Genomic DNA, 24,522 nt, shown 5'->3' on the forward strand with positions numbered 1-24,522 from the left:
AGCGAGGTGTCATATTCATTATAAAAAACGCGGCCAGTATAAGAGACTGGCCGCGTAAGAAAAGTATCAGAGCATGGATTTGCCGTAATCCATCGGTGACAGGTCGAAGTATTTAGCGACTGTCTGGCCGATGTCCGCGAAGGTTTCACGGTGACCTAATGAACCTGGTTTTACTTTCGGGCCATAGATTAAGACCGGGATGTGCTCACGGGTATGGTCGGTGCCGCGCCAGGTCGGGTCACAACCGTGGTCAGCGGTGAAGATGATGATGTCATCTTCTTTCACCAGTTCCAGCAGTTCCGGCATACGGCGGTCAAACAGTTCCAGCGCGGCAGCGTAGCCTGGTACGTCACGGCGGTGGCCGTAAGAGGAGTCGAAATCAACAAAGTTGGTGAAGACGATGGTCTTGTCACCCGCTTCTTTCATCTCTTTGATCGTCGCGTCAAACAACGCATCCAGGCCGGTAGCTTTCACTTTTTTAGTGATACCAACCTGCGCGTAGATGTCAGCGATTTTACCGACAGACACCACATGGCCGTCTTTCTCATCCACCAGCTTTTTCAGGATGGTCGGAGCCGGTGGTTCAACCGCTAAATCATGACGGTTACCGGTACGTTCGAAGTGACCGGCTTTGTCACCGATGAACGGACGGGCAATCACGCGACCAATATTGTAGCCACCTTCAGTCAGCTCTTCACGGGCGATTTCACACAGTTCATACAGGCGATCCAGCCCGAAGGTTTCTTCGTGACAGGCAATCTGGAAGACGGAGTCGGCTGAGGTGTAGAAAATCGGCTTGCCGGTTTTCATGTGCTCTTCGCCCAAATCATCCAGTACCACGGTACCGGAAGAATGGCAGTTGCCGAGATAACCCGGCAGATTAGCGCGCTCAACCAGTTTATCCAGCAGTTCCTGCGGGAAGCTGTTGGTCGTGTCACTGAAGTAGCCCCAGTCAAACAGAACCGGCACACCGGCGATTTCCCAGTGGCCTGATGGGGTGTCCTTACCGGAAGACAGTTCGCTGGCATAAGCATACGCACCGGTAATTTCAGCATTACCGTCCATGCCGTCAGGAATTTTACCGGTAGATTCTTCCGCAGCTTTCGCCAGCCCCAGACGGGTCAGGTTAGGCAGATTCAGAGGGCCTTTGCGGCCTTTGTCCGCATCGCCACGCGCACAGGCAGCTGCGATATGGCCCAGCGTGTCAGAACCGGCATCGCCAAAGCGCTCGGCATCTTCACTGGCACCGATACCGAATGAGTCTAACACCATGATAAATGTACGTTTCATTTTGCTCTCCTGCGAATGGTTACGCATTGGGTCACGCGGAACTGCCGCGCACCTGATCAATCTTAAATGGGGGTGATTTGGCCTGAAATCAAGCGTTACCACCGATCCGGCGGTAAACCACCGACGTGCTTTCCGGCGCTTTGTCGCTCAGGACAATGGCCGCACGCACTTCCTGCGCCGCCTGCTGCCAGGCCGCTTCACTGTTCGCGTGGATCATCGCCAGTGGCTGACGGGTATCCACTTGCTGGCCAAGCTGCGCCATATGGGTCAGACCGACGCTGTAATCGATAGCATCGCTGGCGCGGCGACGTCCGCCACCCAGTGAAACGACGGCCATGCCCAGCGCACGGGTGTCCATCGCGCTGACAATCCCGTTGCCTTCGGCGTAAACCGGTTTGCTCAGCGTGGCCTGTTGCAGATAACGATCGTAATTCTCGATGAAATCGGTTGGGCCTTTCTGGGCGGCAATCATGCGGCCAAAGACTTCTGCGGCTTTGCCGTTATCCAGCACGGCCTGCAACTGACTGCGGGCGTCGGCGTCATCTTTTGCCAGCCCGCCGGACAGCAGCATTTCAACACAGAGCGCCATTGTCACTTCCAGCAGACGCGGATTCCGGTATTCACCCGTCAGGAAGCGCACGGCTTCGCGCACTTCCACCGCATTCCCTGCGCTGGATGCCAGCACCTGATTCATGTCGGTCAGCAGCGCCGTGGTTTTACAACCTGCGCCATTGGCCACATCGACAATCGCCTGCGCCAGATCTTCGGATAGCTGGTAAGTCGGCATGAAGGCGCCAGAGCCGACTTTGACGTCCATCACTAACGCATCCAGCCCTTCGGCCAGTTTTTTGGCGAGAATCGAAGCAGTGATCAGCGGGATAGAATCGACAGTTGCGGTGATATCACGTGTCGCATAGAAACGCTTATCCGCCGGAGCCAGCGAGCTGGTCTGGCCGATAATTGCCACGCCGACATCCTGAATGATGCGGCGAAAACGGCTGTCATCCGGGAAAATATCGAAGCCCGGTATGGCTTCAAGTTTATCCAGCGTACCGCCGGTATGACCGAGGCCGCGGCCGGAAATCATCGGCACATAACCGCCGCATGCCGCTACCATCGGCCCCAGCATCAGGGACGTCACGTCACCCACACCGCCGGTCGAATGTTTATCAACGATCGGGCCGTTGAGGTTGAGCGATTTCCAGTCCAGGACGGTACCGGAGTCGCGCATTGCCATGGTCAGCGACACACGCTCATTCATGGTCATATCATTGAAATAGATAGTCATTGCCAGCGCGGCAATCTGGCCTTCTGAAACCTGACTGTCGCGAATACCATTAACAAAGAAACGAATTTCTTCATCGTTTAAAGGCTGACCGTCACGTTTTTTACGAATAATTTCTTGTGCGAGAAACAAGGTATCCCCCTGCCTGAGCTGAACGCTAAATGTAGATGCGAATACCGGACGCTGTAAAACAGCGCCACGGTATTGGCATAACAACAGTGATTAGTAGCTGCTGGTGGCTTTCTGGCCAGCGTGACCGAGAGTGGTGAGCAGGCTTGCCAGCAGACTGGATGCGCCGAAACGGAAGTGACGTGCGTCAGCCCATTCGCGGCCCAGCAGGCGATCAGCCAGTGCCAGATATTGCGCAGCGTCTTCAGCGGTTTTCACGCCACCGGCCGGTTTAAAACCGACAGCTTTGCCCACGCCCATCTCAGCAATCACGCTCATCATCAACTCAGCGCTGTGCAGCGTGGCGTTTTCTGGCACTTTACCGGTAGAGGTTTTGATGAAGTCAGCGCCTGCGTTGATGGCGATTTCAGAGGCTTTGCGGATCAGCGCATCCTGCTTCAGCTCACCGGTTTCGATGATCACTTTCAGCAGCACATTGGCAGCCGCACAGGCTTCTTTGCACTGTTTCACCATCTCAAAACCAATCTGCTCGTTACCGGCAATCAGCGCGCGGTATGGGAAGACCACGTCAACTTCATCGGCACCGTAAGCAATTGCCGCGCGGGTTTCTGCCAGCGCAATCTCAAGATCGTCATTACCGTGCGGGAAGTTGGTGACGGTGGCAATACGGATGTCCGGCGTGCCTTGCTCGCGCAGGGTTTTACGGGCAACAGGAATAAAACGAGGATAAATACAGACAGCAGCGGTGTTACCTGCCGGGCTTTTCGCCTGGTGACAAAGCGCGATCACTTTTGCATCAGTGTCGTCTTCGTTCAGGGTGGTTAAATCCATCAGGTTCAGCGCACGTTGCGCTGCGGCGGTTAAATCGGTCATATAACTCTCCAACAATTTTCAATTCCAGCGACCGGCCGGGACTGAGCATACAGTCATGAATTCGTTCCGGCGTTTAACGTCGGCAAGAGAATTCTGCACGTTGGCGAGCGGACTTGGTTCCTTGAAGATAGCGTGCGTAAGCGGCGTAGAACGGCTTACGTGGCAACTGAGATCCTTCTCACCGCGCTTGGACTGGCTGACGCCAGTTCGTTGTGACTATTTGAACACGTCACATCAGGTTCCTGTGTGCATTATTTCACACAAAATGAAAACCGATTGCAACGTTGCCTGGCTAAATGAGACCTTGGTCACAATTCTTAGCCCTTATGCTCAGTATTCGACCCTTAATAAGAGTGTATACCCGAATCATGACAAACGGAGTTCGGGTGGCCACACCACGATCACCAACCGGCGATCTTACGAGCAATGTTATAATAATAACATTTTAAAGAGAAATGAAATTGCAATAAGCCAGAAACCCTTTCTGGAAAGGTTTCTATACGTCAGGGTGAATGTTATTTAAATCACAAAATTAAAATTTCGACGGTTTACCGGGAAGGGAGATTAAAGATGCGGCGGGTATTGTCGAGCAGTGCAAGAGCAATCTGTTCCGGCGTTTCACTGCGCAGGCTGCACAGAATGTCGAACACGGTTGCCGCCCGTTCCGGGCGATTAGGCTGCCCCTGAAACCCCTGCAACGGCATATCCGGCGCATCGGTTTCCAGCAACAATGACGAAAGCGGTAATTCTGCCATCACATGACGGGTTTTCTGCGCGCGTTCGTAGCTGATAGTGCCACCCACGCCTATCGCAAAACCCAGTTTGATAAACGCCTGCGCCTGAGAAAGACTGCCTGCAAATCCGTGCACTACCCCGGTTGCCGGCAGTTTTGCCTGACGCAGCAGCGCCGCCAGCTGATCGTGGCTGCGACGGGAGTGCAGGATCACCGGCAACATCTCACGCTTTGCCAGCGCGAACTGCGCTTTCAGCAACCGCTGTTGTTGCTCAAACTTCGGCGCTTCCATGTATAAATCCAGGCCGATTTCCCCGACGGCCACCAGGCGTGGATCCTGCTGGCTGAGCAGTGAATCCAGTAAATCCAGACAACTGTCTTTATGTTCGGCGATATAAAGCGGATGCAAGCCCAGCGCGGCGTGCAATTGCGGGAATTTTTCGGCCAGTGTGAGAATGCCGCTGAAACGGTCAGACGTGACCGCCGGAACAATAATCTGCCCTACGCCAGCTTCTGCGGCGAGGCGCAGGCTTTCCGTTTCCGCGCCGGTAAACGGCGGAAAATCGAAATGACAATGCGTATCGACGAAGGTGAAACTCACAGATTTTCGCCCTCACTGGACGGATAATTTTCTGATGACGCCGGACTTTCCGGTGGCGGCATGTCTGAGGATGCGTGCTGCGGTTGCGGCGCACTGACCACGTTGTCTTTAAAGGCTGCCGGACGCACCATACCGCCGTCGGCGACCATATCCGTCAACACGGCTGGATCCAGAATGATTTGCTCAACCGTACTGACCGAAGCAGCCAGCGGGATCACATTTTCCGGTTCATCCTGCGGCACGATAACCTGTTTTGGCTGGCGGAATATCCGTGGTTCGATTTGCGGATGAGGGCGCTCGTTTTCACGCGGTAACAGCCAGTGTGCCGCAGCAGAAAGGAAGTACCGTCCGCAGCGACGGCCAAGATGGTAATCCTGATTAAGCGCAGGCAGACGACTGCCAAGCGCGTGGCTGGCCAGCGGTTTTGGCGGGAAGATTTCGAAAATACGCACATCGTCCGGCGGATTCTCAATAAATTGCTGAATGCGGTGATAACTTTCTTCGTGGTGCTGCATCATGCGCACCAGTTGTTGCAGGCTGCTTTCACTCAGCCATTGCTCCATGCGCTTCATCCATTGCGGTGTATAGAACATCGCCGAAGGCACGGTACGGATGACCACAATGGTATCCGCGCCACGGCGGTACGCTTCTTCAACCGGGATCGCGTCACTGATGCCTCCGTCCTGATAGCTGACACCATCCAGATCCACACCCATGCGGTAAAAGCCCGGAATAGCACTTGAGGCTTTGATCACGGGTAGCCAGTTTTCCCGCGTCGGCGAGAAATAATTGGCCGCATAATCATCACTGCGACAGGCACACATCAGGAATTCCCGGCCGTCGATCAAAAGCTTTTCAGCACTGTCCATCGCCAGCGGCATGTTTTTGGCCGTTTCTTCAACCAGCCAGTCGAGATCGATAAGATGTCCGCCGCGCACAAAACGCAGCGGGTTGAAAAAGTCAGGGCTGGTGGTGTAGCGGGTGATCACCCTTCTGGCATAGCCGGGCTGCCCGCAGACGAAAGCAGAGAGATTTTGTGCACCCGCAGAGGTGCCCAGATATAAATCAAAGGGATTGAAACGCGCGCGCTGAAACTCATCCAGCACGCCTGCCGTAAAAATGCCTCTCTGCCCGCCGCCTTCGCACACCAGGGCAATCTTCCCCGGCATATAGGGTTTGTACGCCAGCGGTTCTATATTCCCCAGCGTGACAGGTATTCTGTATCCCAACGCATCGTCCTCACGCAAATGGCCCCACTCAGTTGGCCTTCATTTCAGAGCATACCTCGTCTTCCTGCTTTGCGTAGATTTCTTGCCAAAATCGGGCGACAAAATCGTTACGTCCTGTTAACGGCCAGATTGTACACATAAAAGAATCGCCCCCTTCAGTGAAGGGGGCGATGTCATTAATTAACACATTTTGGCATCACTGGAATGATGCGGTCAGAGTCGTTTACGACCGGTAAACAGGCTGACAAGAAACAGAATGATACCGACTACGAAGACGATTTTTGCAGCCCAGGCCGCTGTACCCGCCAAACCACCGAAACCGAGAGCCGCCGCGATCAACGCGATGATTAGAAAAATAATGCCCCAACGAAACATAAGCTTCTCCTTTACCCTATTTTCACTTTGCCATTTTAAAAGGTTGTGCCCCGCTTCGGGCCGGACTCATTGTGAAACATTTGCCTTATGACGCTTTATCAACCGACAGCATGCCGGTAACAAAAAAATGCTTACCTAATAAAGGTAGTCGAAAAATGAAAGTCTTAGCGTTTCCGACACAATATTTTTCTGACAGCAGGCAAATCTCGTCCAACACAAATCTTCAGCGGGCAACGTAAATGTAATTATGTGTTATTCAAAAAATGAAGCGCCCTGCCCGTGGGAAGGCGCTTCGTACTACAGACAGAGCACGTGATCGTTATGGTGCGACTTTCAGGTCATTTTTGACGCTTTTCACGCCATCAACGGTTTTCGCAACGCTTTCAGCACGGTCAGACTGTGCCTGATCTTTCACTGCGCCTGAGAGCTGTACCACGCCGTCGGTCGTTTCGACTTTCACGTTACGTGACGGGACAATGTCATCCGCCAGCAATTTGGCTTTTACAGAAGCCGTGGTCGCGCTGTCACCGGCATAGGCTTTAACGCTTTGATCTTTGCTATCTTTGGTATGCAGTTTGTCGCTGACGGATTTAACACCTTCAACTTTGGTTGCCGCAGCAACAGCCTGCTCGGCTTCAGCCTGCGAACCGACAAAACCACTCAGCGTAACAACACCGGAATTCGTCGTGACGGAAATATCGCTACTTTTAATGGCTTTATCATCTACCAGAGCACTTTTCACTTTTGCTGTGATAGCGCTGTCGCCCATGTAGTTATCAACTTTCTTCATGGAACTATCGATTTTTGCACCTGCGCTATCTGTAGTCGTCGTTGCTGCCAGAGCGCTACCGCTCATCAGTGCGGTACCCAGAACTACGGCCATCATTGAATAGGCAAATTTAGAATTTTTCATCGATTTCTTCCTTTTGGTTTATGAGCCTTGTTGCGACTCTGCACGCCACATTCTTGGTGACGCCTTATAACAAATTGTATTGCTGCTGTTTTTACTTCCGTTGTAGCAGAGTACATCGTTTTATTCTGGCTTTTAATCGCCATCCGACATAACTCTCTATTGAGTGACTTTAAAGCAGTGCTTTAAGCCATCCTGTCCTGAACACACATTTAATATAGTCAAGAATGTTCAGATTAGTAGGGAGATCGTCGAATATGGCCTCTAATGCAGACAAGTCCGAAGGTTTACGCCAAAATTTGCGCAAAATATCGGCATATTGATAACAAAGCCTAAGATCCGGAAGGATATCAGATAAAAAAATGGCTCCCTTTACAGGAGCCATTGGAAAATTATTGCGTTAGAAATCAGTCTTCGGTGGTGAAATTACTGTTTATCCCACGCATCCTGCCAGTTAGTGCCGGTCGCAGGAGCATACGCCCAGGCCGCCTGACTACACCAACCGGAGTATGGGAAAGGCTTACATTGATAGATGCCACCATCACTGCCTAATACCCGGGTTCCCGCGACGTATTTCTCACTACTTTGCGGATAAACATACTCATAATCCGCTGCCGCTGTTTTGGCTTTTACCAGAATCGTGGTCGTTGCAGTATCGGTTAAACGGGTGTTATCGGTCACGGTCACGTCAACAGTAAAGCGCGTATCAACTGTCACTTGTGGTGCATTGATCACTTCAGTGTTGGATGCTGCCCCCTGAGCCGGTGCGACTGGCAATCCAGCCGGATTAGTCCACTGATAATGTAAATCAGCAGCCTGCGTATCCGGATCTGTCACTTTTGCTGTCAGCGTCAGCGATTCACCTGAAGTCACGGTATACGTGGATTCAAGGGTAACGGACGGTGCAACAGGCTTAGACGCATCAATCACATTCACGCTGGTTTGCGCTGTGGTGCTGCCTTCGCCGTCACTCACGGTCAGCGAGAAGGTATACACCGCATTGGTCACCGGCTGCGCCACGCTGAATGTCGCTTTTGCCGCGTTGCTGTTTTGCAGCGTCACTGCTGGCCCGGAAACTTGCTTCCACTGATACGTCAGGGTGTCGCCTTCTTTATCGGTGCTGGCTGAACCGTCAAGCGTGATAACAGCGGTTCCATTAACCTGCTGAGCAATACCGGCATTAGCGACCGGCGGCGTATTGGTTTCTACCGGTGCCGGTGAACCGCTGGTGATTGGCGCAAAGATTTCGCTGTAAGCGTACATCGGAGCCTGTTCCGGCGTCATACCACTGTGTTCCGCAGAAACTTGCCCTGAAATACCCGGCTGATCACGCGCCACAGACCACGCACCGATCATACCCAGGCCATAATCTTTTGCCTGCTGATAAACCAGACGCGCATCGGAAAGATAGAACACTTCTCCCTGCACATCGTTATAGCCAATCATCGGCGTTGTCCCCAGCATGGCGTAAACCTGTGCGGCGCTCTTCTCAGGGTATAAACCTTTCACCTGAGTGAACAGATTATCGATGGCAGAAGTGGCACATTTACCGTGAATATTCTGACCTTCAGTATTGGCTGACTGACATTGCACGTTGCCGTAATCCATCGCCATCACGTTAATCCCGGTCAGCACGACGCCCTGATCTTTGGCATCCTGCAACACTTCCATCCCTTCATGGGTTAAACCGGTTGGCAGAACAGGCAGGGTATACCAGACACCGATGTGACGGCCTTCGGCAGCCCAGCGATCCTGTACTAATTTGACGGCGGCATTGCGGCGCTGAATAGATTCTTTATCAGCCAGCCAGTTTCCTTCGATATCGAAGTCAAGCACCTGCAGGTTCAGGTTTTCGACAATGTCATAATAATGCTGTTGCAGATCATTCACGTTATTACAGGCTGCGGCCAGAGGCGCATTGTTCGCGCCGCCGATCGACACCATGATATCGCCACCTGCTTCACGCAATGCTTTGATTTTGCTGTATTGCGCGTAGTTGGTAACGCTGTAAGCGGTGCCCCACGTCGGTACACAGGTGTTAGCATCTTTAGCGACCATAAAGGCCATGGTGAAGTGGTTAACGTTCTGGTTTTTCGCCAGACCGACAAGGTCAGGCTGCATATTTAAGGTGAAATCGACATAAGGCGCATAGAACTGAGCAGGCCACGGATTTTTCGGCGTACCCACGCGCTCTTTCGTGCCGCTCCAGTCCATATATACAGCCCACGGTGAAACATCGTCAGGTTTAACTTTCTGAACTATTACAGAAGACTGATAGTTTTTGCCGTTATATTTCACTAATGAATTAGCAGGATATAAGGTATCGATATTCAACGTTGGCGCGTTATCAATTTGATCCTGAGAGTAGGTTTGAACCGGACCTAAAGGTTTCCACGGATGGCCATTATTTCCGTCCGGGTTCTGATTAGCCGTCAGCGACGGATCATTATTAATGGTGTAAAACAGAGCTTCATACATAACTCCGTCTTTCTGAACTTTATCACCCTGATTATAGGTTGCACTGCTGCTCCAGACCGGTGTCGGTGCATACACTACCCACGGGTTATTTTCTGCTGGTGCGAAACTGTGAGCAGGCGTTGGTTTAGACGTTTTGTATGTCATGCCATTTGCCAGAACAATATCACCGGCTAAATAATCACGGCTGCTGTCATAATCGACATAATTATTCTGCGTGCCGTCACCGGCAATCTCACAAACGGTCGGGTTGCCATATTGGCTCATTTCAGTCGCAGATGCGTCGCGCACCTTACGCCAAGGGTTGGCACCTTGATCTTGTTCCGCTGTGCCCGGGCAGTTTGTCGCACCGACCCACCAGGCATTTGAGTAAACACTGCCGTCAAAGATGACTTCAAAGGTGTCACCCCCTTCCTGTCCGTTCCAGGCTTCAAGGGCAAAAGCGCTGGCTGAAGCCATCGTCAAACCGGCAACACAGAGCATCTGTGTGATTTTATTCATTCTCATAACTACATTCCTTATATATATATCATTGCCATGGCGGGATATTCATAGAATACATATATGTTTCGCGAGAAAACCTATTGTAATTCCTGTGAAATTAAGACTTTTGTTACTATTTCATAAACAAAAAATATTAATTACCCCCAAAACATATTAAATAAATATGAGGTAATTTATTCACCGCACATAATGGCATATCTATTAAGGAATGGACTCATCTAAACATAACTAATCGCACTAATAATTAAAATTAAGATTATTTAATAAGTCAGGTATATTTTTCATTAAAAGGCATACAAATATATAATAAATACTCTGTCTTAACAAAATAAATTAATATATGTTTTATTAATACAAAATTAAGAAACAATAAAAAAGGCGACATCAAAGTCGCCTTTTCAGAAACAGGAATGAATTAATGTTCGCGTGTTTTACGGAATTTCACTTCAGGATAACGTTCTGAAGCCAGATTCAGGTTCACCATAGTGGGTGCGATATATGCTAAGTTATCGCCGCCATCCAGTGCGAGGTTGGTTTCGTTCTTGCGTTTAAATTCTTCGAATTTCTTCACGTCGCTACACTCCACCCAGCGGGCGGTCGAGACATTCACCGATTCGTAAATCGCTTCCACGTTGTATTCGCTTTTCAGACGCGCCACGACCACTTCAAACTGCAGCACGCCGACCGCTCCGACAATCAAATCGTTGTTGGCGATTGGGCGGAAGACCTGTACCGCGCCTTCTTCTGAAAGCTGTACCAGCCCTTTCAGCAACTGTTTCTGTTTCAGCGGGTCACGCAGGCGGATACGGCGGAACAGTTCAGGGGCAAAGTTAGGAATGCCGGTGAACTTCATGTTCTCACCCTGAGTAAAGGTGTCGCCAATCTGAATCGTGCCGTGGTTGTGCAGACCGATGATGTCGCCCGGATAGGCTTCTTCAACGTGTGAACGGTCACCAGCCATAAAGGTCAGGGCATCGGAAATCACGACGTCTTTACCCGTACGCACCTGACGCAGCTTCATGCCTTTTTCATATTTGCCGGATACCACACGCATAAACGCCACGCGGTCACGGTGTTTCGGGTCCATGTTGGCCTGAATTTTAAACACGAAACCTGTGAATTTCTCATCATCAGCTTTCACTTCGCGCAGGTCAGTTTTACGTGGCATCGGCGCAGGAGCCCAGTCCACCAGACCATCAAGCATATGGTCGACACCAAAGTTACCGAGCGCGGTACCGAAGAATACCGGCGTCAGCTCACCTTGCAGGAAAGCTTCGTGATCGAATTCATGTGATGCACCCTGCACCAGTTCCAGTTCGTCACGAAGTTGCGCAGCCAGATCTTCGCCGACGGCAACATCCAGCTCCGGATTGTTCAGGCCTTTGACCACGCGAACTTCCTGGATGGTGTGACCTTTACCGGTCTGATACAGATACACTTCGTCTTTATAAAGGTGGTAAACCCCTTTGAACAATTTACCGCAGCCGATCGGCCAGGTAATCGGAGAACAAGCGATCTTCAGCTCGCGCTCCACTTCGTCCATTACTTCCATCGGATCGCGGATATCGCGGTCGAGTTTGTTCATAAAAGTCAGGATCGGCGTATCGCGCAGACGGGTCACTTCCATCAGCTTACGGGTACGATCCTCGACACCTTTTGCGGCGTCGATAACCATCAGACAGCAGTCAACGGCAGTCAGGGTACGGTAGGTATCTTCGGAGAAGTCTTCGTGCCCCGGGGTATCGAGCAGGTTAACCAGACACTGTTTGTACGGGAACTGCATCACGGACGTGGTGATGGAAATACCACGTTGTTTTTCCATTTCCATCCAGTCGGATTTGGCGTGATGGCTGGAGCCACGGCCTTTTACAGTGCCGGCTGTTTGAATGGCCTGTCCGAATAACAGAACCTTTTCGGTAATGGTCGTTTTACCGGCATCGGGGTGAGAGATGATGGCAAATGTGCGGCGCTTAGCCACTTCAAGGGCGTATTCACTTGGAGACATGTTTTTCACGTTTCTGCGGTTGGTCCGCCCTGCATAGGATTCACATCACGTCAGAAGGTGACGTCAGGCAAAGCGGTAATAAAAGTTATAGCCGGCTATTTTCACTGATTTAGACGGGATGGGCAATCAATGGTTTTTTTGTGTGGTGTGACTAAGAGAGCGCTTTAGAAACGGAAGTCGGTTGAAAGTGCGGCCCAGTGTTCTTGCAGAACTATTTTATGTTCTTCAAGCATCGGTAACTCCGTAAGCAAATCTGGCCAGCATTTACGCGCAATTTCAATGGCTTCATCAAGATGCACTTCAACGGCAGACCATGGTACACCAATTCTTTCAGCCCAGCGCTTGAAGGTCTGCATATTAATCACACTCCATCGTTTTTCTTTTGCCATATTCAAAGCCACACCATCTTCCCTCTTAACGTAGGGTTTGGTAGAAACAATGTCATAGGCAGGTGAAAGGACAGCGTCCACTCGATTGGGGTAGATCACCGTCCAGTTTTTTAGATGGGCATCCCCATTCGCCACTAAAATGTTCGCCAACATCCGGCGCGCCATCTGCTGAATATCGATGATTCCTCCTGCACCGACTCTATAAAGAGCACGACCAATATCGTCGTAGCTATAGCCCTTATATTTATTCCGCGCATAAACCTGAAAAATCTGTGCAAAATCCTCTGTATGCACGCGCCCTTCGTCCGTGCGGTCAAAGCGACGAATCGCGTAAGCATAAGGCTCATCAGGTAAAGGGATATCAGGTAAATTGACCAAATTTCGGAGCTCGACAAGCTTAATCTCAGGGATATTGACACCGATTACCTGCGCTAATTTCATCGCACTAAATTCATTCTCAGGCACTGCACGATGTGCCGTTGACGGAGTTTTGATAATCCAACTGTCTCCCCCGACAGCCGTACTCACGTTGAAACGGCCATCTTGTCGTAATGCAGAGAACTTCATCTGAACACCTGCCAGAGAAAATTTGTCGGGGCTATGCGAAACATCAATTTGAACGGCTTCCAGTTTGTCGCCACGAGATGTCAGCGCCCAGCCAGGTATTTCGCCCCCCTTAAGTGGCACGGCGGTTATCCCACCGGGCAGGTTATTACCGGCATAGGCCAGTAATGGGAACTCATCGTCATGATGGACTTTCAACGTCAACGCCATCCATTCCCGCAATGCGCCTTCTGACAACAAATTTGAAAGAACCGGGGGAAGCTTGTGAAAACTGATAAGCGGCTTATTGAGATATTCTGCCCGCACTTTTTGCGTCAATGTAAAAACGGGACGCTGACTGATGGGTAGTTCAAGATACTCTGGGGCAAAAGATAGGATATTTCGGCTGCCCGCATAATGTGCTAAAACCCCTACACACTGCTCATCAAGATACAGTGCTAAAGCCTCGACTGACTCCACCAGCTTCTCCATGTTTACTCCTTTAAATCACTTAAGATGTCATCCCAATCATTGTTAAGACTCTCTGGCTCCGGCTCAGATGGGCGGTTACCGTTACTAATTGTCGAATCAAGCAGCTCTTTAATCTCTTGTACACGCTGACGCGGCACCAGCATGAGTTCCAGCTCCATGCCTTCCAGGATCCTCAGTAACGTTGAAAGACGGGGATCCGCACCCGCTTCAATTTTCTGATATTGCTGCTGAGTCATACCCGTTCTCATACGCATATCTTGTTGGCTCAGCCCTAACTGCCTGCGTCTTTGTTTTAATAAGGTCGGCAATTCATTGAGAGTTCTCATTAGCTATCTCCTGACAGACTACTTACAACAAAATAGCTGTTTTTCGGGTCATTTAACAGCATATTAATTGTAATAATTAAAATTTACATTTAATTTGCTGTAAATAATTCTAATTACAACTCTTTAACTGTAAATATAATGAATCACACCTTTTTAATTGTAATTTTGGCGGAATACAACTAATTGGCTGTAAATAGTATAAATTACAGTAAATGAGATGTTGTTACAGTATCACCCCAGCGGCAGCGCCATCATGATGGCATCTTCGCGGCCTTGTGCGGCGGGATAGTAATTACGGCGAATGGAAAGTTCATTAAAACCGAGGCTTTCATAGAGCGCGATCGCTTTGGCGTTGGAGGCACGAACTTCAAGCCATAATGTAAAAACATCTTTCTGTTCAAGTTGTTGTATCACTTCTTCCAGCAACGTACGGCCTAAGCCCTGACGCTGAAAAGCCGGATCGATAGCGATATTAAACAGTGTGGCTTCGTCGAGAACGATTTGAGTGATCGCAAAACCAGCCATCACTTCGCCCTGCATGATTTTGAGATTCAGATAGCGTTCGCCCTGATTGCTGGCAAGCGTATTTTCAGTCCACGGAAAGGCATGACTGGCTTGTTCGATGGCGAATGCACGGGGAAGATCAGCGGGCGTCAGGATAGAAATGTTGTTCATTTTCACAGATCTGCTGCCAGAGCGCGCGTTTGGCGCCGGCGTCTTGATAGAGTTCGGCCAGGGCCGGAGTGGAGAGCTGCGGGCCAGTGAGAGTCAGTGGTTCGCTTACTCCCAGTCGCCAGATATTGCAGCGGGTATCTTCAGGTAACATAGTGACCTGTTCAGGCGTCAGGCGGTAAACTTCTGATTCTTTTAGCGTCAGGCTGCGCAAAACATCGCTGACCAGTGGATCATCTTCTGCTGGCGGAACGGCGGCGACAATCAGCAATTTAGTTCCCGCGGGCAGACTGACTGCCACTTCGCCTTGTAATACAGCAGGCCGGCGCAGCGTCCACTGGGTAATGCCCAGCTGTTGTAATAATGTATCTCGTCTGGATGCCATGCCTGATCCCTGCCGGTTGAAGTGCGAAAAGCCCGGCTATGCTAGCAAACACATCGAACATGCGCCAATAAAGCTCGATTACTCAATCAGAGACGAAGAGTATATAATCCCGCGTTCATTCCTGAGGAGCCTCACCCTGATGTCTGCATTAACTCCGGCCAGTGAAGTCATACTGCGCCATAGCGAAGAATTTGAAGGCCGCCGCGTCCTGTTCGCCGGTGACTTACAAGACAGCCTGCCAGCTGAAATTGACGCCGAAGAAGTTCGCGTCCACACCAATATGTATCACCACTGGCAGATGCTCAGCAAAGCGCTGGGAGATAACGTTCAGTTTGGCTTAGTTGCTGATGCTGAATTCATCACGCCGTGTGATGTGCTCGTCTATTACTGGCCAAAGAGCAAACTGGAAGCGAAATTCCAGCTGTTCAACTTACTGTCACACTTACCGGTCGGCATTGATGTGTTTGTCATCGGTGAAAACCGCAGTGGCGTTCGCAGCGCGGAAACCACGCTGGAAGGCCTGTGCGAACTGAGTAAAGTCGACAGTGCACGTCGTTGCGGTTTGTACCATGGCCGTCTGGAAAAGCAGCCTGAGTTTGATGCTGACGGCTGGTGGGATCAGTACATGGTCGAAGAAGTGACCATAAAAACCCTGCCGGGTGTATTCAGCCGTGAAGGTCTGGACAGCGGAAGCCTGTTGCTGATCAACAGTTTCGAAGAGCCGGTTAAAGGTAAAGTGCTGGATGTTGCCTGTGGTGCCGGGGTACTGGCCTCGGTACTGGCCATGTACTCGCCGAAGATGAAAATCACGCTAAGTGATGTGAGTGCGGCCGCTATCGAAGCCAGCCGCGCCACACTGGCGGCAAACGATCTGCCGGGCGAAGTCATTGCCAGCAATGTCTATTCCGACATTGCCGGGCGTTTCGATATGATCATCTCCAACCCGCCATTCCATGAAGGTCTGCAAACCAGTCTGACAGCGGCGGAGCAATTGATCCGTGGTGCGGTAAGCCATCTGAACATCGGCGGCGAACTGCGCATTGTGGCGAACGCCTTCCTGCCTTATGCCGCCCTGCTTGATGACGCCTTTGGCAGCCACGAAGTGCTGGCACAAAACGGCCGCTTCAAAGTGTACCGGGCCGTACGTGGACGTCCGCCGCGCGATCTGAAAAAGAAAAAACGTTAATCAGTCAGACGTTGAGGAAACGCATCAGTTCCGCGTTGTAGCGATCACCCGCTGCCACGCGGAAAGGAAACACTGCTTCGATCGCCGCGATTTCGGCTTCACTCAGGGAGACATCAAGCGCGGCGATGTTTTCCTCAAGATAATGACGATGTTTTGTGCCAGGGATCGGCACTATGTTATCGCTTTGCGATAATACCCACGCCAGCGCCAGCTGCGAGGGTTTCACCCCTTTATCCTGCGCCAGTTCACTGATTTTCTCCGCCAGTTGCAGATTTTTCGCGAAGTTGTCCCCCTGAAAACGCGGGCTGTCGCGGCGGTAATCATCCAAATCCAGATCGTCCACTGAACGGATTTGTCCGGTCAGAAAACCCCGACCCAGCGGGCTGTAAGGCACAAAACCAATCCCCAGACGCTCACACGCCGGTAAAATATCGGCTTCCACATCACGTGACCAGAGCGAATATTCGGTTTGCAGCGCGGTGACCGGATGCACTTTATGCGCCCGTTCCAGAATACTCACAGGCACTTCGCTCAGCCCGATATAACGGATCTTGCCTTCCCGCACCAGATCGGAGAGCGCGCCGATGGTTTCTTCGACCGGCACCGTCGGATCCGGACGGTGCTGATAATAGAGGTCGATAACGTCGGTCCCCAGACGCTTCAGGCTGCCTTCTACCGATTTGCGGACATAGTCCGGATGGCCGTTTGTACCCCGCACCTGCGGATGGGACGGATCACGCACAATACCGAATTTGGTGGCTAAAAAAACCTGATTGCGACGCCCTTTCAGGAAACGCCCCAGAAGTTCTTCATTGGTATGCGGGCCATACATGTCGGCGGTATCCAGCATCGTGACGCCCAGTTCCAGCGCACGCTCCAGCGTTGCCATCGATTCTTTATCATCCAGACCGGTGGTATAGAAGTCGCTCATGCCCATGCAACCCAGCCCCAGCGCTGACACCATCGGACCCTTTTTACCCAGCTGACGTTGTTTCATCGGATTTTCCTTATGACACAGAGAGGAGAAGTAACGGGATAAAGTTTGGTTGTTCTTTCAGGAAAGATAAATCAGCGAAAACGTGCAACACTGTTCATAAATCGCAAACAATCATTGAGAACAGTATGGATCAAATTCAGGCGATGAAAATCTTCATCCGCATTGCCGAACTGGAGAGTTTCAGCCGGGCTGCGGAAGATCTTAATGTGCCACGCGCCACGGTCAGTACGACCCTGAAACGTCTGGAACAGCGACTGGGTGTCCGCTTGTTTCTGCGCACGACACGGCAGGTCAAAATCACCGATGAAGGCAAAATCTATTATCAACGCTGCCTGCAATTGATCTCAGCGCTGGAAGAATCTGACGCCCTGTTTGCGCATCACAAAAACCAGCCCGCTGGCATTGTCCGCATCGACATGCCGCATTCTCTGGCGCGCGTGATGGTGATCCCCGCGCTGCCGACGTTTTACCAGCGCTATCCGAAGATAACCCTGAGTGTCAGCGCCAATGACAACGCCATCAATCTGCTCGATCAGGGGGTGGATTGCGTGGTGCGTGCGTGGCCTTCGGAAGATGACAATCTGCAGTCGCGCCATCTGACAGACCTGAAACAAATCACCTGCGCATCGCCGGAATATTTAGCCAAATTTGGTACGCCGCAGACACCGGAAGATCTCACCGCACATCACGCCGTGGGCTATTTTTTTGCCCATCAGCGGGCAGATTCACATCTGGAATTCGTGACTGACGGAAAGATCGAAAAGCGACAACTCGCCAGCACACTGACCGTCAGCGGCGCCGACGCGTACGTCGCCGCCGCAAAAGCGGGTTTTGGGCTGATTCAGGCCTCGGAACTGGCGATGACGCAGGAACTGGCACAGGGCGAACTGGTGGAAGTACTGCATCAGCATCTTCCGCCGCCAATGCCGCTGTACATTATGTATCCGCCCGGCCGCTTCCTGGCACCGAGGATCCGCGTGCTGCTGGACTGGCTGATCGCGCTGTTTTCCAGCCCTGATGACCCGGTGTGTAAGAACCTCAGTATGGGAAAAATCGTTGATTAAACCATCGATTAACCTGACGACGTTCTGAGACATTGAACCATTCACCACGAATATGCTGTTTTTTACATCAAACGTCCGAAATGGGGGAAATAACTATTGACGCCTGTGGGAAAATCTCTAGAATTCGCCCCCGTGGTTGTGTTACTTGCTGATGACATTCCGATGAATGCATCAACACAGTAATCAATTGGAACGCGATGGTGGCGGAATTGGTAGACGCGCTAGCTTCAGGTGTTAGTGTCCTTTGGATGTGAGGGTTCGAGTCCCTCCCTTCGCACCAATACAATCACAAGATTTATATTGCACGGCACGGTACGCGATGGTGGCGGAATTGGTAGACGCGCTAGCTTCAGGTGTTAGTGTCCTTTGGATGTGAGGGTTCGAGTCCCTCCCTTCGCACCACTCCGGTGATATAAATCGAATCCAGCAGTAAGCAGAAATCATCTGTGCGAAGGTGGCGGAATTGGTAGACGCGCTAGCTTCAGGTGTTAGTGTCCTTACGGACGTGAGGGTTCAAGTCCCTCTCTTCGCACCACGTGATTCTGTTCCCCAGTTTTTCCTTCCTGCAATACTTCTTTCAGTTTCAAAAAATAGAAAAGACCCGCAGCTTTACTGTGTTTCCTGTTTTTCATCTTAAAAAAATCCTTTTATTACAACAAACTAAAATTCAACGTTACCGCAGCCAGACTTCCTGCCAGCGCCATAAATGATGGCAGCAACATATAGTGTCGCAACGTACGGTGGAACAGCATGCCCAGCGTGATCAGCATTGCAACGACTATCAGCACACGTAACTGATCGAGCGACATATGCGTCAGGGCAAGCAGCGGCATCAGTGCGCAAGGCAACAATACGCCCCAACCGCTGGTAAGACGTTTGCCAAACATCCACACAACCGCCCAGATGCCACATGCAATGGCCATTGCTGGTATCATAACCTTGCTCCAAATGATGGTAATGAGAACTAATATCATATAGGATTTTTTCTCATTTACCACCTATTTACAGTCCCACCCTTCGTTTGGGTGACACCTGACCGCAAAAGTGTTAGTTTTGTGGCAGTTAAACCACATTAGTACAGCCTCAATTAAGACAGTCACTATAAAAACAACATTTTATTGCGTTCTAATAATTACATATTAGAACTATTAGCCTTCCTGCATGGAATAATTACGCGGTATAGGGCGATAAGACACTTTATCTATTCAGAACAACACACGCTAAATAGAGTAAATTTGATGATATCTCATTCCTATGATGAGCTGCTTAAAAGCAAACATCGGCTGGCGATGTTGCTATTCTTTTTTTTAAATAGTGCAACTGCATTATTTTCTATGGCTTACCCGCCAGAGAATGCAGTCTCTACGCCATTTCCGTTGGTGCTGATTTTTGTGCTTTGTTTTTCAGGGCTGATATTTTCTTTTTTCAGTAAGAAAAATTACTCTGCCCATCTTAATATGTGTTCAGTCGCCGTCGGGCTGTTATGGGCCTGGCAAATAACCTTACGCTTTGAAGAAATCGGCCATCTGGATAAAAATTATCTTTTAGTCAGCTTGCTCAGTATATTCTTTATCAGTGCCATCGCTTTATCAGATAATTTTCTGGCTTTTTGCCTGCATGCAGTACCTTCTACTCTTTGCGTCATCTTCTTAGACGATTTTCAACATGTCGAGCGCATCTTATTTACCGTGTCATTGCCGCTGATTGGCCTTTGGCTGCATCATCTGATGCTCAAACGCAGCGATGAATTTACGCGCAGAATGGTGTCCAATCTCTACAGCGAACGGGAAAAATTCAGCGACCTGAGTATGCTCGATCCGCTGACCGGTCTTTACAACCGCCGGGGTTTGCAGAATAAGCTGGAAACGCTGTTCAATCAGGATTCAGGGCACTACGTTATGCTGCTCGATATCGACCATTTCAAAGCCTATAACGACAACTATGGCCACACGATGGGCGATCAGGCATTGGTGCGGGTCTCTGCCGCTATCCGCGATGCAGTGCGCTCGCGGGATGTGGTTGTCCGTTATGGTGGAGAAGAGTTTCTGGTACTGATGTCCAACGTTAAACAGGAACACGCGGTTCGCATGGCAGAGCGTATCCAGAATAAAGTCCTCGGGCTGAATATCCCGCATTTGTTTAATGTTGAGGTCTCCACCCACGTCACGGTAAGTGCCGGGCTGGCTGCGCTGGAGGACGGTGACTTTATTAAGGCTTTAGGTAAAGCCGATGCCTCACTCTATAACGCAAAAAACAGCGGCCGTAATAAAATATTTTATGCCTGGGAAGAGCCCCAGGAGATACAGCAAGCCGTGGAAGAAAAAATAGCCTGACGATGATTTATATATAGTATTAATAACAACACACTTATTGTTATTAATTTTTGCGAACAATGTTCAGCGTTTTACCGGTTCGTCATAAAGAAAGCCGTCATTCATTTTCACTGCATAATCATTCAACTTTCAGCCAGATTAATGGTTCTGGCTGAAAGTAAAGAAACTTGTTTACTATAATGAATGTTACTACTCCCTGTTACTTTTCAACTTTTTAAATCTACTTAAATATGCCTGCACACGTCCGCTTCACCACGAAATAAGCACAGATAAAAATAATCCTAAAAGACACCTTGAGTCCATTTCCCACCCGCTATCGACCTCTTCTGCAACCACAATCCCTTTGTCTCTAAAAAGTCTCTAAAAATGTTCTAGTTTGTTGATTTAATGTAATTATTAATTCTCTTACTGGATTTGTGAACTGACTCATGTTCATCTTCCGGCGAGTGCCAGCGCTGATTTCTCTGTGGCACTGACCGGAAGGCTCCACTACCGGACACTTCTTACACTACCGCCACCCGCTGCTCATGTTTCTGAAGGATCAGTTAACAGCAGCGCTTTTGTTTATCTCATCACTCTACATAATAAAAGGTCCAGTGTATGAACAGTTCGATAGTGTTAGGGATTATCTGGCATCTGATAGGAGCAGCCAGCGCAGCTTGCTTCTATGCGCCATTCAAACAAGTTAAACATTGGTCATGGGAAACCATGTGGTCGCTTGGCGGCTTCTTTTCCTGGATCATTTTGCCATGGGCGGTCAGCTACGTGCTGTTGCCTGATTTCTGGGCCTATTATGGTTCATTCAGTTTTGCGACCCTGCTGCCCATTTTCCTGTTTGGCGCCATGTGGGGCATCGGTAACATCAACTACGGCCTGACCATGCGCTACCTCGGTATGTCGATGGGGATTGGCATCGCCATCGGCATTACCCTGATTATCGGGACGCTGATGACGCCTGTTTTACAGGGCAAAATTGGCATGCTGTTTGGCACAACAGGTGGCCAGCTTACCCTGCTCGGCGTATTTGTTGCGGTCATCGGTGTGGCAATTGTCAGCTATGCGGGTTTCCTGAAAGAAAAAGCATTGGGCATTAAAGCTGAAGAGTTCAATCTGCGAAAAGGGCTGATTCTGGCTGTAATGTGCGGGATTTTCTCCGCAGGGATGTCTTTCGCCATGAGCGCTGCGGTGCCAATGCACGAAGCAGCACGCGAACTCGGGATTGATCCGTTGTACGTCGCCCTGCCAAGTTATGTGGTGATTATGGGCGGCGGTGCGGTCGTTAACCTCGGTTTCTGCTTTATCCGTCTGGCAACACGTAAAACCATCTCTTTGCGCGCCGATATGTCGGTGGCGAAATCCCTGCTGCTCACCAATGCGGTCTTTTCCATTATTGGCGGCGTGATGTGGTATCTGCAGTTCTTCTTCTACGCCTGGGGCCATGCCAGCATTCCTGCAGAATATGATTACATGAGCTGGATGCTGCATATGAGTTTCTACGTATTGTGCGGAGGCATCGTCGGTCTGGTGCTGAAAGAATGGCTCGGGGTAGGCAAAAAACCAGTACGCGTTCTTTGTATCGGTGCGCTGGTGATTATTCTGGCCGCAAATATTGTCGGTCTGGGTATGGCACTGTAAGCATTACGTTTCTCAATGACAGCAGAACTTATTCTGCTGTCATTGAGGATAAAAGGATTTTGCCGGTCTGCTGTGTAAAACGCTGCCGGTAGTCCCGCGGCGAAACACCACTTGCACGACTGAACACCACAGAAAAATAGTTACTGTCATCAAAGCCGCATTCAGCGGCCACGTCACTGATCGTCATGTTGCCGTAGCGCAGCAAACTCATCGCCCGGCAAAGCCTCAACTGACGTAAATAATGGGTCACGCTCATGCCGGTGTACTGCTTGAACAGCGAACGTAAAGCACGCGGATTGAGCTGATGTTGCAGACAAAACGTTTCAAGATGGAAGGGGGCGGAGATATTTGCCCGCAGAGCCATCAGCAATAGATCCAGCTGATGCGCATCCGGTAACGCGCCACTGTCCGGCCGCTGACGAAAACGCAGTAACAACAGTGCCAGTTGCATCAACAGGGCTTCACTCAGCTGGATCGAAAGCGGCTCCGATTTCATACACTCTTTAGCAAGCTCATCCACTTTATCGCGCAAAACCGCCATGCCAAGCGTACTTAAACGCCAGTAACGCTGTTCCTGGCTGACATTTTCGCCCGGTAATAATTGCGACCAGTCGGCTGCCAGCCCGAAACGCTCACGGCAAAACAGCACATTATCCAGTGCCAGTTCATTGACTGACTCATAGCTATGCCGGTCCCGCGAATTAATATAAAACAAGTCACCACAGGTGATGGGATAAGGGATGTCGTTCCAGACATGCAGACCATTACCGCGCCAGACAATGACCAGTTCATCAAAATCATGGTCATGACTCGGAAAGTCGGCCTGCGGGTGACGTTCAGCCACCACGACCGAATTCATTTTGGTCAGGAAGAAGTCATTTTTATTCAATTTCAATGACATAGATGCAATCTCAAACCCGTTTGACGACAAAATAAACGAGGCAGTTCTCAGGTAAGAATACCGGAAACCGCGAGAGGTGCCGTTTAACGCAACTGATCACGCATGAGTTTTGGCGACACCGAAAACTCCCGACGAAACTGTGTCGAGAAGTGGTTACTGTCACTGAAGCCGCAGGCATAGGCGATGTCGGTAATACTTTGATCGCTATGATGTAAACGACGGCGCGCCTCCAGCAACCTCAGGCGGTTGAGATACCGCTGTGGCGTCATGCCGGTGTAATGCTTCATCTGACGATGTAATGTTCTCAGCGCCAGCGAAAAACGTTCTGCAGCCTCGGTCCAGTTGACGTCCTCACTGTAATGCGACTGGAGCCATTGCAAAAGTTGATTGACCCTGTTTTCCGAGGTATCTCGCAATTGTGACTGGAAACAGTCCTGATAAAGCAGGATCAGCAGTTGTAAAAACAGACTTTCACGGGTCGCGATGTGTTCCATTTCAACACTGTCAGGCAACGCTGCAAGCTGTGTGATGCAGTTCAGTACCTGCTGAAGCACGCACGGACTGAGCTGCCAGTGGACCTGTGACTGATAGTGATGTTCCTGAGGAAGGAAGTGGCCGACGTCCTGAATGAACCGGAACGCCTTCGGCGAGCGGAACAGCACATTGGTCAGCCGCAGGTTATCAACATTTTCAAACAGATGATGATCGCTGGCGCGCACGAAACAGACCGTACCGGCCGTCAGTGTATAAGGGTTGTCATTGAAGATATGCACACCCGATCCGCTTTCCACCAGCATAATTTCGTGGAAATCATGGTAGTGCTCCGGGAATACATCTTGCGGAAGCCGCCGCTCAACCGTCACAGTCAGCTCAGGTGCCGCAAAATAATCATCACCTCTCAGTAACGTCATGTATCACCTCCGGTTCAAAATCCTTGTGCTTCGGGAACCAACCCTACCCTGCGCCCTGCGTTTTTGCCTTCAAACCACGGCAGCAAAAGCGCCATAAACGGTCATATTTCAAAGATTCAGCCTGTCGTGATGCAGATCTGCGGCAAAGATCACAATCGCGTATTCCGGTTTACTCCGGCGCGGCAAAACCCTGTTTCAGTCAGCTTTGAACCGTTATGTGATCTGCCTCGCATCTACCTTTTTAATGCTGCCATCCCGCCAAAACCGGTGGCAATCACC

21 protein-coding genes and 3 tRNA genes are annotated in these 24,522 nt (G+C 50.4%); 7 read left to right on the plus strand and 17 right to left on the minus strand.

Features of this window, described 5'->3' with window-relative positions:
- Window positions 1-66: 66 nt before the first annotated feature.
- The 13 genes from deoB to AACU55_RS20425 all read right to left on the minus strand — a co-directional run bounded on the left by deoB (window position 67) and on the right by AACU55_RS20425 (window position 15,216).
- A complete protein-coding gene (gene deoB, locus AACU55_RS20365; protein ID WP_013577099.1) occupies window positions 67-1,290 on the minus strand; it encodes a phosphopentomutase in 1,224 nt (407 codons plus the stop codon).
- 88 nt (window positions 1,291-1,378) lie between these two features.
- Entirely contained in the window at window positions 1,379-2,707 is a 1,329-nt protein-coding gene (gene deoA, locus AACU55_RS20370; protein ID WP_134705994.1) for a thymidine phosphorylase, read from the minus strand.
- 90 nt (window positions 2,708-2,797) lie between these two features.
- A complete protein-coding gene (deoC, locus tag AACU55_RS20375; protein WP_013577101.1) occupies window positions 2,798-3,577 on the minus strand; it encodes a deoxyribose-phosphate aldolase in 780 nt (259 codons plus the stop codon).
- Window positions 3,578-4,125: 548 nt separating this feature from the next.
- Complete coding sequence (locus AACU55_RS20380; RefSeq protein WP_134705995.1) at window positions 4,126-4,911, minus strand: TatD family hydrolase; 786 nt, start codon at window positions 4,909-4,911, stop codon at window positions 4,126-4,128.
- Window positions 4,908-6,080, minus strand: a complete 1,173-nt coding sequence (locus AACU55_RS20385) for a patatin-like phospholipase family protein (protein ID WP_369794760.1) — start codon at window positions 6,078-6,080, stop codon at window positions 4,908-4,910. Before AACU55_RS20385 ends, AACU55_RS20380 begins: the two co-directional genes overlap by 4 nt.
- A 273-nt stretch (window positions 6,081-6,353) precedes the next feature.
- A complete protein-coding gene (locus tag AACU55_RS20390) occupies window positions 6,354-6,515 on the minus strand; it encodes a DUF1328 domain-containing protein (RefSeq protein WP_013577105.1) in 162 nt (53 codons plus the stop codon).
- 319 nt (window positions 6,516-6,834) lie between these two features.
- Complete coding sequence (gene osmY / locus AACU55_RS20395) at window positions 6,835-7,428, minus strand: molecular chaperone OsmY (RefSeq protein ID WP_013577106.1); 594 nt, start codon at window positions 7,426-7,428, stop codon at window positions 6,835-6,837.
- A gap of 423 nt (window positions 7,429-7,851) precedes the next feature.
- Window positions 7,852-10,407: a PKD domain-containing protein gene (locus AACU55_RS20400; RefSeq protein ID WP_134705997.1), complete on the minus strand. Its 2,556-nt coding sequence runs from the start codon at window positions 10,405-10,407 to the stop codon at window positions 7,852-7,854.
- A 412-nt stretch (window positions 10,408-10,819) separates the two neighbouring features.
- Window positions 10,820-12,409: a peptide chain release factor 3 gene (gene prfC, locus AACU55_RS20405; protein WP_013577108.1), complete on the minus strand. Its 1,590-nt coding sequence runs from the start codon at window positions 12,407-12,409 to the stop codon at window positions 10,820-10,822.
- 164 nt (window positions 12,410-12,573) lie between these two features.
- Window positions 12,574-13,833 (minus strand): type II toxin-antitoxin system HipA family toxin, encoded by a 1,260-nt coding sequence (locus AACU55_RS20410; protein WP_134705998.1) that lies wholly within the window; start codon window positions 13,831-13,833, stop codon window positions 12,574-12,576.
- A 2-nt stretch (window positions 13,834-13,835) separates the two neighbouring features.
- Complete coding sequence (locus tag AACU55_RS20415) at window positions 13,836-14,159, minus strand: helix-turn-helix domain-containing protein (RefSeq protein WP_013577110.1); 324 nt, start codon at window positions 14,157-14,159, stop codon at window positions 13,836-13,838.
- A gap of 231 nt (window positions 14,160-14,390) precedes the next feature.
- Window positions 14,391-14,834, minus strand: coding sequence for a ribosomal protein S18-alanine N-acetyltransferase (gene rimI / locus AACU55_RS20420; RefSeq protein WP_013577111.1), 444 nt, complete (start codon window positions 14,832-14,834; stop codon window positions 14,391-14,393).
- Window positions 14,803-15,216 carry a DNA polymerase III subunit psi gene (locus tag AACU55_RS20425; protein WP_013577112.1) on the minus strand — a complete coding sequence of 138 codons (414 nt, stop codon included), beginning with the start codon at window positions 15,214-15,216 and terminating at the stop codon, window positions 14,803-14,805. Before AACU55_RS20425 ends, rimI begins: the two co-directional genes overlap by 32 nt.
- Window positions 15,217-15,355: 139 nt before the next feature.
- On the opposite strand from AACU55_RS20425, the gene rsmC reads away from it, so the two are divergent.
- Window positions 15,356-16,402, plus strand: coding sequence for a 16S rRNA (guanine(1207)-N(2))-methyltransferase RsmC (rsmC, locus tag AACU55_RS20430; RefSeq protein WP_037033500.1), 1,047 nt, complete (start codon window positions 15,356-15,358; stop codon window positions 16,400-16,402).
- A 4-nt stretch (window positions 16,403-16,406) separates the two neighbouring features.
- On the opposite strand, the gene AACU55_RS20435 is transcribed toward rsmC, so the two are convergent.
- Window positions 16,407-17,399 carry an aldo/keto reductase gene (locus AACU55_RS20435; RefSeq protein ID WP_134705999.1) on the minus strand — a complete coding sequence of 331 codons (993 nt, stop codon included), beginning with the start codon at window positions 17,397-17,399 and terminating at the stop codon, window positions 16,407-16,409.
- A gap of 125 nt (window positions 17,400-17,524) precedes the next feature.
- On the opposite strand from AACU55_RS20435, the gene AACU55_RS20440 reads away from it, so the two are divergent.
- The 4 genes from AACU55_RS20440 (at window position 17,525) to AACU55_RS20455 (ending at window position 18,998) form a co-directional block, all read left to right on the plus strand.
- The gene (locus AACU55_RS20440) at window positions 17,525-18,463 is read left to right on the plus strand and encodes a LysR family transcriptional regulator (RefSeq protein WP_134706000.1); all 939 of its coding nucleotides are present in this window, start codon (window positions 17,525-17,527) and stop codon (window positions 18,461-18,463) included.
- Between the two features lie 194 nt (window positions 18,464-18,657).
- Window positions 18,658-18,743 (plus strand) — tRNA-Leu (locus AACU55_RS20445).
- Between the two features lie 36 nt (window positions 18,744-18,779).
- Window positions 18,780-18,865 (plus strand) — tRNA-Leu (locus tag AACU55_RS20450).
- A 46-nt stretch (window positions 18,866-18,911) separates the two neighbouring features.
- Window positions 18,912-18,998, plus strand: a tRNA-Leu gene (locus AACU55_RS20455).
- A gap of 115 nt (window positions 18,999-19,113) precedes the next feature.
- On the opposite strand, the gene AACU55_RS20460 is transcribed toward AACU55_RS20455, so the two are convergent.
- The gene (locus tag AACU55_RS20460; protein WP_013577116.1) at window positions 19,114-19,398 is read right to left on the minus strand and encodes a DUF1435 domain-containing protein; all 285 of its coding nucleotides are present in this window, start codon (window positions 19,396-19,398) and stop codon (window positions 19,114-19,116) included.
- Window positions 19,399-19,701: 303 nt separating this feature from the next.
- Here AACU55_RS20460 and AACU55_RS20465 point away from each other — a divergent pair, with 303 nt between their 5' ends.
- Complete coding sequence (locus AACU55_RS20465; RefSeq protein WP_134706013.1) at window positions 19,702-20,796, plus strand: GGDEF domain-containing protein; 1,095 nt, start codon at window positions 19,702-19,704, stop codon at window positions 20,794-20,796.
- Window positions 20,797-21,396: 600 nt separating this feature from the next.
- Window positions 21,397-22,431 carry an L-rhamnose/proton symporter RhaT gene (gene rhaT, locus AACU55_RS20470; RefSeq protein WP_013577118.1) on the plus strand — a complete coding sequence of 345 codons (1,035 nt, stop codon included), beginning with the start codon at window positions 21,397-21,399 and terminating at the stop codon, window positions 22,429-22,431.
- 28 nt (window positions 22,432-22,459) lie between these two features.
- Here the strand turns inward: rhaT and rhaR are convergent, their stop codons facing one another.
- Both rhaR and rhaS read right to left on the minus strand, forming a co-directional pair.
- Complete coding sequence (gene rhaR / locus AACU55_RS20475) at window positions 22,460-23,332, minus strand: HTH-type transcriptional activator RhaR (RefSeq protein WP_037033503.1); 873 nt, start codon at window positions 23,330-23,332, stop codon at window positions 22,460-22,462.
- An 83-nt stretch (window positions 23,333-23,415) separates the two neighbouring features.
- Window positions 23,416-24,243 carry an HTH-type transcriptional activator RhaS gene (gene rhaS, locus AACU55_RS20480; protein WP_013577120.1) on the minus strand — a complete coding sequence of 276 codons (828 nt, stop codon included), beginning with the start codon at window positions 24,241-24,243 and terminating at the stop codon, window positions 23,416-23,418.
- Between the last annotated feature and the right edge of the window lie 279 nt (window positions 24,244-24,522).

It is taken from the genome of Rahnella sp. CJA17(1/100), assembly GCF_963881615.1.
Classification (GTDB): domain Bacteria; phylum Pseudomonadota; class Gammaproteobacteria; order Enterobacterales; family Enterobacteriaceae; genus Rahnella; species Rahnella aceris.